The following is a 3,299-nucleotide window of genomic DNA, read 5'->3' as shown; positions in this document are numbered from 1 at the left end:
CCAATCCCGCCGCCACCGCCACCACCCGAATTACCGCCATTTCCGCCGTTGCCGCCGAGTCCGCCGCCGCCCCCGCCGCCGCTGAGAGGTCCGTAATTGCCGCCGCTACCGCCGCTGGCCTGGTTGCCGGCCAGCGACACATTGCTCACCGTGACGTTGGCGCCGCTGGCGACGAACAGCGCGCCGCCGGCGCCCATCCCGCCGCCGCCGCCTCCGTCATTCCCGTTTCCACCATTGCCGCCCTTGGCGACGGCGTTCTGGATCGTCAGGTTGTTGACCGCGACGGTGCCCGAATAGACGAAGAACCCGCGCTGCACGCCGCCGCCGTCGAGCGTGAAGTTGCCGCCGTTGATCGTGACATTGCTGCTTGAATTGATAACCGGCAGCGTGGTCGTGCCGGTCAGCGTGATGTTGTTCGTGATGTTGAGCGTGTAGCTGGTGCCCGGATTGTTATCGATCGTCGTCAGCGCGGTGACGAGGCTCGCTCCATCGCCGACATTCAGCACCGTCTGGGCGTGTGCGCCGGTCCCGGACGCGATGAGCAGGGCAAGCGTTACGGCAACACGCCTCAAGCGGGGCGATCGAAAGCGTTCCACCACGTGCACGCGCATGGCATTCCAACTCGGGCACGCACTGCGCGGCCACTGAAAGTCTCAGCGTGAGGTTGTATCGGCTGAAACCTCCTGCCGCATGACCAAAAGCCGAATTGGAACCGAAAGTGCGGCGATGTGCCTTCTTTGCCACAAAGCGTGTGCTGCTCGCGATCTGCGCGCCCGCTACGTCAGCTTGCCGGTATATTTCTCCAGCGCCGCCCAGGCGTCCGCGCCATAGGTCTTCTGCCACTGCGTGTAGAAGCCGGCTTTCACTAACGCTGCCCTGAACTGCACAGGATCAGGCTTGTTGAAGATCATGCCCTTCCCGGTCAGCTCGGTCTGCAACGAGCGATCCATCTCGACCAGATCGGCGCGCTCCTTTATTGCGGCCGCGTCGAACGCCGCATTGATGATCTCGAGCAGGTCGGGCGGCAGGCTCGCCATCGCGCGGCGATTGCCGATGATCCAGTAGCCGCTCCAGCAATGGTTCGACAGCGCGCAGTATTTCTGAACCTCGTAGAGCTTTCCGGTCGAGACCTGCGCCAGCGGATTCTCCTGTCCCTCGACGATGTGGGTCTGCAGCGCCGAGTAGAGCTCGCTGTAGGAGATGCTCGACGGCAATGCGCCGAGGCCTGAGAACAGTGAGGTCAAGAGCGCGGTCACGGGTACGCGGATCTTGAAGCCCTTGAGATCATCGACACTGCCGAGTTGTCGGCTCGATGATGAAGTGATCTGTCGGAAACCGTTGTCCCAAACCTTCTTCAACGGCATCAGGCCGGTCCTGGCGATCGCCTCGCGCACGGTGTCGCCGACGCCGCCATCCATCGCGGCCCACACCTGATCGTAGGACTGGAATGCGAAGCCGATGCTCGGCAGCCCGGACAGCGGCACCAGGATCGACAGCGTGAGGCTCGGCGCGGCCATCAATTCGATCCCGCCGGCCCGGACCTGCGACAGCATCTCGGGGTCGCCGCCGAGCTGACTGTTGGGAAACACCGTGATGTTGACCCGACCCAACGACCGCGCCGCAACATCCTTTGCGGCTTCGACGAGGCGGATTGTCAGCGGATGGGTTTCCGGCGTGTCAACGCCGAGCTTAAAGTCGAACTCGGCAGCGGCAAGGACTCGTTTGCCAAACAGCGTGGCGGCGACTGCGCCGGAGCCGGTTCCCAGCACGCCCCGGCGGGTCATCTTTATTGTTTTCATTATTGTTTTTCTCCCGGACGCATTTCCGCGCTTGGGACCAGTTTCAGCTCTCCGTCTGTGTGATGCAAGGCACGGTGAAACCAATCCTCCCGTGGCACGAAACCATTTCCGGGAACTCACGAAACGATCCGGAAACAGATGGGGCTTACCAGTAGCTGCCATAGACGGCGCATAGACGCCCGGAGGCGACCATGAACCACTCGATCCATTCAGCCGATCGTGCGACCCACCTCAAGATTGTGGTGGTTGCCCTTGTTGCGGCCATCGGGGTTGCGGCTTTAGGCATTTCGGCGCGGAACAACGCGGATTTCACCCAGACTGCTCAGACCACCCAGGTCATCAAGGCCGGTAAGCCGGTGGCGATCACCTCCTCGGGCGCCTCGACCGTCCGCTAAGACGTCCCATGCTTCGGCAGACGAACGGCCGCCTCGGGCGGCCTTTTTGTTGGTCTTCCGTCCTGAGCTTCGATGAGGACCGTGTGGCCTTTGCCGCCAGGTTCGGCTACGGCGATTGCAGGACCACCGAGACCGGGGCGCGCGAGATCGACGTGCGCAAGGTTGCAACCCGGCTGAGCGCCGCGAATGACTGAACCTCGCCTCGCCGGCAATAGCATTGCCAGGCCGCATGACACCTCCAGCACCGACGGGTTGGCCACTCTGCTCGGCCTCCCGACCTCGCTGGCGTTGGTGCTCGACCTCGACGGCACGCTGATCAAGGGCGACCTGCTCTATCTCAGCTTGTTCTCGATCCTTCGCCGCAATCCGCTGATCGTCGCGGCATGCGCCGCCTGGCTGACGCACGGCCGCGCGGCGCTGAAGCGCCAGCTCGCGCTGCGCCAGCGCATCGACTGGAGCCGGATCGATCTCCACCAGGACGTCGTCGCCTTGGCCGAGCGTGAGAAAGCGGCAGGCCGCCGCGTCGTGCTGGCGACCGCGGCCGACGCGCTGCTTGCGAACCAACTTGCATCGCGCCTGCCATGGATCGACCAGGTGCTCGCCTCCGACGGCGAACACAATCTCAAGGGCGCGAACAAGGCTGATCTGCTGCTGAAGACCTTTCCCGCGGGCTTCATTTATGCAGGCGACAGCGCGTCCGACCTCGCGGTCTGGGCCCACGCCGCCGGCATCATCACCGTCAACGCGCGGCAGGCCGTGCGCGCCACCGCCGCCAGGCTCAACAGGCCGACGTTGCACCTGCCGGGCCGCGCCGCCGCGTCGAAGTCTTAACCGCGTCCTAACGCGCTCGTTCGATTGCAATCCGCTCCGCGATCCCAGTTTTAAAAATTGTTCCCTAAGGTCGGCGTCGTCGGAGGCGCAGGCCCACAATGAATTTGCATCAGCAAGTAATTTCGACCGGCTTCAAGATCATCTGCACGGATTGCGGCAGCCTGGCGATCAAGGTCGCCGATCCGGCGCACGCAGCCGGCGACACCATTATCGAATGCCGCCGCTGCAACGCGGTGCGCGGCACCGTGGCGGACCTGCACACCCTGGCCCGTCG

Annotated in this window: 5 protein-coding genes; 3 read left to right on the top strand and 2 right to left on the bottom strand. The window is 63.9% G+C overall.

Annotation, left to right across the window (positions count from 1 at the left end):
• A partial coding sequence (locus H8A92_RS40905; protein WP_338026708.1) for a pectate lyase-like adhesive domain-containing protein occupies positions 1–572 on the bottom strand: 572 nt, incomplete at its 3' end.
• A gap of 204 nt (positions 573–776) precedes the next feature.
• A complete protein-coding gene (locus H8A92_RS40015) occupies positions 777–1,799 on the bottom strand; it encodes a TRAP transporter substrate-binding protein (RefSeq protein ID WP_229200743.1) in 1,023 nt (340 codons plus the stop codon).
• 191 nt (positions 1,800–1,990) lie between these two features.
• On the opposite strand from H8A92_RS40015, the gene H8A92_RS40010 reads away from it, so the two are divergent.
• From H8A92_RS40010 to H8A92_RS40000, 3 genes are read left to right on the top strand one after another with little or no spacing between them, the layout of a single operon-like run.
• Entirely contained in the window at positions 1,991–2,194 is a 204-nt protein-coding gene (locus H8A92_RS40010) for a hypothetical protein (protein ID WP_229200742.1), read from the top strand.
• A gap of 8 nt (positions 2,195–2,202) precedes the next feature.
• Positions 2,203–2,388, top strand: coding sequence for a hypothetical protein (locus H8A92_RS40005; RefSeq protein WP_229200741.1), 186 nt, complete (start codon positions 2,203–2,205; stop codon positions 2,386–2,388).
• Positions 2,381–3,025, top strand: a complete 645-nt coding sequence (locus tag H8A92_RS40000) for a haloacid dehalogenase-like hydrolase (protein ID WP_229200740.1) — start codon at positions 2,381–2,383, stop codon at positions 3,023–3,025. The genes H8A92_RS40005 and H8A92_RS40000 overlap by 8 nt, the downstream gene beginning before the upstream one ends.
• Positions 3,026–3,299 lie beyond the last annotated feature (274 nt).

The organism is Bradyrhizobium acaciae, assembly GCF_020889785.1.
GTDB lineage: Bacteria > Pseudomonadota > Alphaproteobacteria > Rhizobiales > Xanthobacteraceae > Bradyrhizobium > Bradyrhizobium acaciae.
This window is presented reverse-complemented; position numbering and strand designations above follow the sequence as displayed.